Annotated in this window: 5 protein-coding genes; 3 read left to right on the plus strand and 2 right to left on the minus strand. The window is 70.5% G+C overall.

From position 1 onward, the window contains the following. The 3 genes from A9X05_RS06395 to A9X05_RS06405 all read left to right on the plus strand — a co-directional run. The coding region (locus tag A9X05_RS06395) for a PLP-dependent transferase (protein ID WP_197498947.1) at window positions 1-592 on the plus strand (592 nt) is incomplete at its 5' end. 11 nt (window positions 593-603) lie between these two features. Beyond that, the gene (locus A9X05_RS06400; protein WP_067780036.1) at window positions 604-1722 is read left to right on the plus strand and encodes a homoserine O-acetyltransferase; all 1119 of its coding nucleotides are present in this window, start codon (window positions 604-606) and stop codon (window positions 1720-1722) included. Window positions 1723-1727: 5 nt separating this feature from the next. Further along, complete coding sequence (locus A9X05_RS06405) at window positions 1728-2462, plus strand: class I SAM-dependent methyltransferase (protein WP_067780045.1); 735 nt, start codon at window positions 1728-1730, stop codon at window positions 2460-2462. Here the strand turns inward: A9X05_RS06405 and A9X05_RS06410 are convergent, their stop codons facing one another. Beyond that, window positions 2463-3830, minus strand: a complete 1368-nt coding sequence (locus tag A9X05_RS06410) for an HNH endonuclease signature motif containing protein (protein ID WP_067780039.1) — start codon at window positions 3828-3830, stop codon at window positions 2463-2465. It lies immediately after the preceding gene. A gap of 121 nt (window positions 3831-3951) precedes the next feature. Further along, window positions 3952-4162, minus strand: a 211-nt coding sequence (locus tag A9X05_RS06415) for a hypothetical protein (protein ID WP_156736507.1), incomplete at its 5' end; no start/stop codon positions are given.

The raw sequence follows: 4162 nt of genomic DNA on the forward strand, positions 1-4162 counted from the left end.
CCACGGCGTGGTGTTCGCCGAGCTCGGGCCGCCGGCGTACGCGCTCAAGGCGCGGGTGCAGCTACTGCGCGACCTCGGGTCGGCCGCCTCGCCGTTCAACGCGTTCCTGGTCGCCCAGGGCATCGAGACCTTGAGCCTGCGCGTCGAGCGGCATGTCGCCAACGCGCAGCGGGTCGCCGAATTCCTCGAGGGTCATGACGGCGTGCTGTCGGTGAACTACGCGGGCCTGCCCAGCTCGCCGTGGCACGAGCGGGCGAAGAAGCTGGCGCCCAAGGGAACCGGCGCCGTGCTGGCCTTCGAGCTGGCCGGTGGCGTCGAGGCCGGCAAGGCGTTCGTCAACGCGCTGAAGCTGCACAGCCACGTCGCCAACATCGGCGACGTGCGCTCGCTGGTGATCCACCCGGCGTCCACCACGCATGCCCAGCTGAGCCCGGCCGAGCAGCTGGCCACCGGCGTCACGCCGGGGCTGGTGCGGCTGGCCGTCGGGATCGAGGGCATCGACGACATCCTGGCCGACCTGGAACTCGGTTTCGCCGCCGCGCGGAAGTACGGTGCCGAGGCGTCCGACCCGCAAGCCGTGGCGGCGTTCTAGGGAGCCCGGGCATGACGATCTCCGACGTTCCGACCCAGGCGCTGCCCGCCGAAGGCGAGATCGGCCTGGTGCACATCGGCTCGCTGACCACCGAGAGTGGCGCGGTGATCGACGACGTGTGCATCGCCGTCCAGCGCTGGGGTGAGCTGTCGCCGAGTCGTGACAACGTGGTGGTGGTGCTGCACGCGCTGACCGGTGACTCGCACATCACCGGGCCCGCCGGACCGGGTCATCCCACGGGCGGCTGGTGGGAAGGGGTGGCCGGGCCGAGCGCGCCGATCGACACCGACCGCTGGTGCGCCGTGGCCACCAACGTGCTGGGCGGTTGCCGCGGCTCCACCGGGCCCAGCTCGCTGGCCCGCGACGGAAAGCCCTGGGGCTCAAGGTTTCCGATGATCTCGGTGCGCGACCAGGTGGAGGCCGACATCGCCGCACTGGCCGCGCTGGGAATCAACGAGGTCGCCGCGGTTGTTGGTGGGTCCATGGGCGGCGCACGGGCATTGGAGTGGATGGTCGGTCACCCGAGCCGGGTGCGGGCCGGTCTGCTGCTGGCCGTCGGCGCGCGGGCGACCGCGGACCAGATCGGCACCCAGACCACACAGATCGCGGCCATCAAGGCCGACCCGAACTGGCAGGGCGGCGACTACCACGACACCGGCCGCACCCCGAACACCGGCCTGACCATCGCCCGCCGCTTCGCCCACCTGACCTACCGCGGGGAAACGGAGCTCGACACCCGGTTCGGCAACGACAAGCAGGGTGGCGAGGACAGCCGCTACGCCGTGCAGAGCTACCTCGAACACCAGGGCGACAAGCTGTTGGCCCGCTTTGACGCGGGCAGCTACGTGACCCTGACCGAGGCGCTGAACAGCCACGACGTCGGCCGCGGTCGCGGCGGGGTGCGCAAGGCCCTGACCGGTTGCCCGGTGCCCGCCGTGGTTGGCGGCATCACCTCCGACCGGCTCTACCCGCTGCGGTTGCAGGAGGAGCTCGCCGAGCTGCTGCCGGGCTGCGGCGGCCTGGAAGTTGTCGAGTCGATCTGCGGGCACGACGGCTTCCTGGTGGAATCCGAGGCGGTCGGGGAACTGATTCGCAAGACGCTCGATCTCGCCGCCAACGAAGGCACGTGACGGCGGTGACCCGTTCTCGCCACGACCGCTCCCTGTCGTTCGGTTCCGCGGCGGCGGCCTATGAGCGGGGACGCCCGTCCTACCCGCCGGAGGCCATCGACTGGCTGCTGCCGCGCGGCGCGCGCCAGGTGCTCGACCTCGGGGCGGGCACCGGCAAGCTGACCACCCGGCTGGTGGAACGCGGGCTGGACGTCGTGGCCGTCGACCCGATTCCCGACATGCTGGAGGTGTTGCGCACCTCGCTGCCGGAGACCCGCGCGCTCCTGGGCACCGCGGAAGGGATTCCCTTGCCGGACAACAGCGTTGACGTTGTGCTGGTCGCGCAGGCGTGGCACTGGGTGGATCCCGAGCGCGCCATCCCCGAGGTGGCCCGCGTACTGCGGCCCGGCGGGCGGCTGGGCCTGGTGTGGAATACCCGCGACGAGCGGCTGGGCTGGGTGCGGGAGCTGGGCGAGATCATCGGTTCCGACGGCGACCGCGGCCGCTTCGACGTCACGCTGTCCGGCTCGTTCACCGAGCCGGAGCGCCACCAGGTCGAGTGGACGAATTACCTTACGCCGCAAGCGCTGATCGACTTGGTCGCGTCGCGCAGCTACTGCATCACCTCGCCGACCGAGGTCCGCACCAGGACGCTGGACCAGGTGCGTGAGTTGCTGGCCACCCATCCGGCGTTGGCGAATTCGACGGGGCTGGCGCTCCCCTACGTCACCGAGTGTATCCGGGCGACGCTGACCGAGTGACTATGCCGCGTCGTCATCGTCGTCGTCGTGGAGAAGTTTTTCGGGGTGGTGGAAGGTGTTGGTGCGGGGTTGGCCGCGGTCCAGGTGTGGGGGTGGGATCCAAACGGTGTCGCCTTTGGTGTTTGTGCGGGTGGTCCAGCCGCCGGGTTTGAGCAGGCGGTGATGGGGTCCGCAGGCGAAGGTGAGGTTGTCGATGTCGGTGCGGCCGCATTGGGCGTAGTCGGTGACGTGGTGGACCTCGGAGAGGTAGCCGGGCACGGTGCAGCCCGGCGCCGAACACCCGCGGTCTTTCGCGTACAACACGATGCGTTGGCCGGGGGAGGCCAGCCGCTTGCTGTGATAGAGGGCCACGGGTTTGGCGTGATCGAAGACGGCCAGATAATGGTGGGCGTGGCGGGCCAGGCGGATCACGTCGCTGATCGGTAACCGGGTGCCACCACCGGTGCGGCCGTGACCGGCGGCGGCCTGCAGGTCGGCCAGGGTGGTGGTGATGATGATGGAGGCCGGTAACCCGTTGTGGCGGCCGAGTTCTCCCGAGGCCAGTAGCGCGCGGTTGGCCGCCAGCAGTGCGTCGTGGTTGCGTTGGGCCGCCGAGCGGGCGTCGCGGTCGATGGCCTCCTGGCTCGGGGCCCCGTCCACACACGGGGTGTCCTCGAGTGGGTTGCACATGCCGGGCGCGGCGAGTTTGGCCAGCACCGCCTCGAGGGTGGCGCGGGCCTCGGGGGTGAGCAGGGCGCGCAGCTCGGACATGCCATCCGCGGCTTGCTTGCCCAACACCAGGCCGCGGCGCCGCGCCCGGTCCTCGTCGCGGTAGGTGCCGTCGGGGTTGAGGCAATCGGCGACGTGATCGGCGAGCGCGGCCAATTGTTCGGGGCGGTACTGCGTTCCGTGCGTGGCCAGGTCGGCCTCGACCGCGGCACGGGTGGCGGCATCGACCCAGCCGGGCAGCTGACGGAAGAACCGGCGGATCACCGCCACCTGCCCGGCACCGAGCTTCCCCGCCCGCTGGGCGGCCGCGGTGGCCGGCAGAATCGGCTCCAGCGGTTCGCCGGTCAGCCCGCGCCGCGGGCCGAGATCCACCGCTTCCTTGACGCGGTGTGAAGCCTCCGCGCGGCTGACCAACGTCGCCTCGGCGATCGCATGCGCCAAGGTGCCGCCCAACTCTTCGGGGGTGGCCTGATGGGCCAGGGAGTTGATCACCGGGTGTTCGAGTGCGGGCAGTTGGCGGCGCGCCTGCTCGCAGCGTTCCAGAATCGCCAGCTGCTGCCGCACCGTCATCGCGTCCACCGGCAGCGCGCGGGCGCGGGCCAAAACTGCATCCAGGTCATCGAACACTGCCTCGGCGTCGGGATGACCATCTGGACTCATACCGCCAAACTAGCCACCCCCACCGACAAAAACGGCCCCAAAAATCGCCATGGATGCACACTCGCGCAACTTAGTTCGAATTCTTGCGGCCAGCGTCGCCTCGGCGCCGGCTGCCCCGGGGTCAGTCGCCCACGAGACTCGATATCGGGGTCACCACTACCGCGTCGTCGGCGTCAAAACCGTTGGGCGCGAGCCGTCCGATCCGCGACTCGATGTCGTACGGGACGATGATGGCGGTCGCGCCCCGGACCCGGCTGACGGTGCGGGCCATCTTGTCCGCGGTGCGGTCGTGCAGCAGCCGGCCCAACAGGGGCGAGTACGTGCGGCGCGGC

The sequence above is a fragment of the Mycobacterium sp. E3298 genome (assembly GCF_001666895.1).
Taxonomy (GTDB): Bacteria; Actinomycetota; Actinomycetes; order Mycobacteriales; family Mycobacteriaceae; genus Mycobacterium.

Bases quoted from the DNA above. Each gene is read 5' to 3' on its own strand.
- A9X05_RS06410 (WP_067780039.1), bottom strand. From the start codon at position 3,830: ATGAGTCCAGATGGTCATCCCGACGCCGAGGCAGTGTTCGATGACCTG.
- A9X05_RS06400 (WP_067780036.1), top strand. From the start codon at position 604: ATGACGATCTCCGACGTTCCGACCCAGGCGCTGCCCGCCGAAGGCGAG.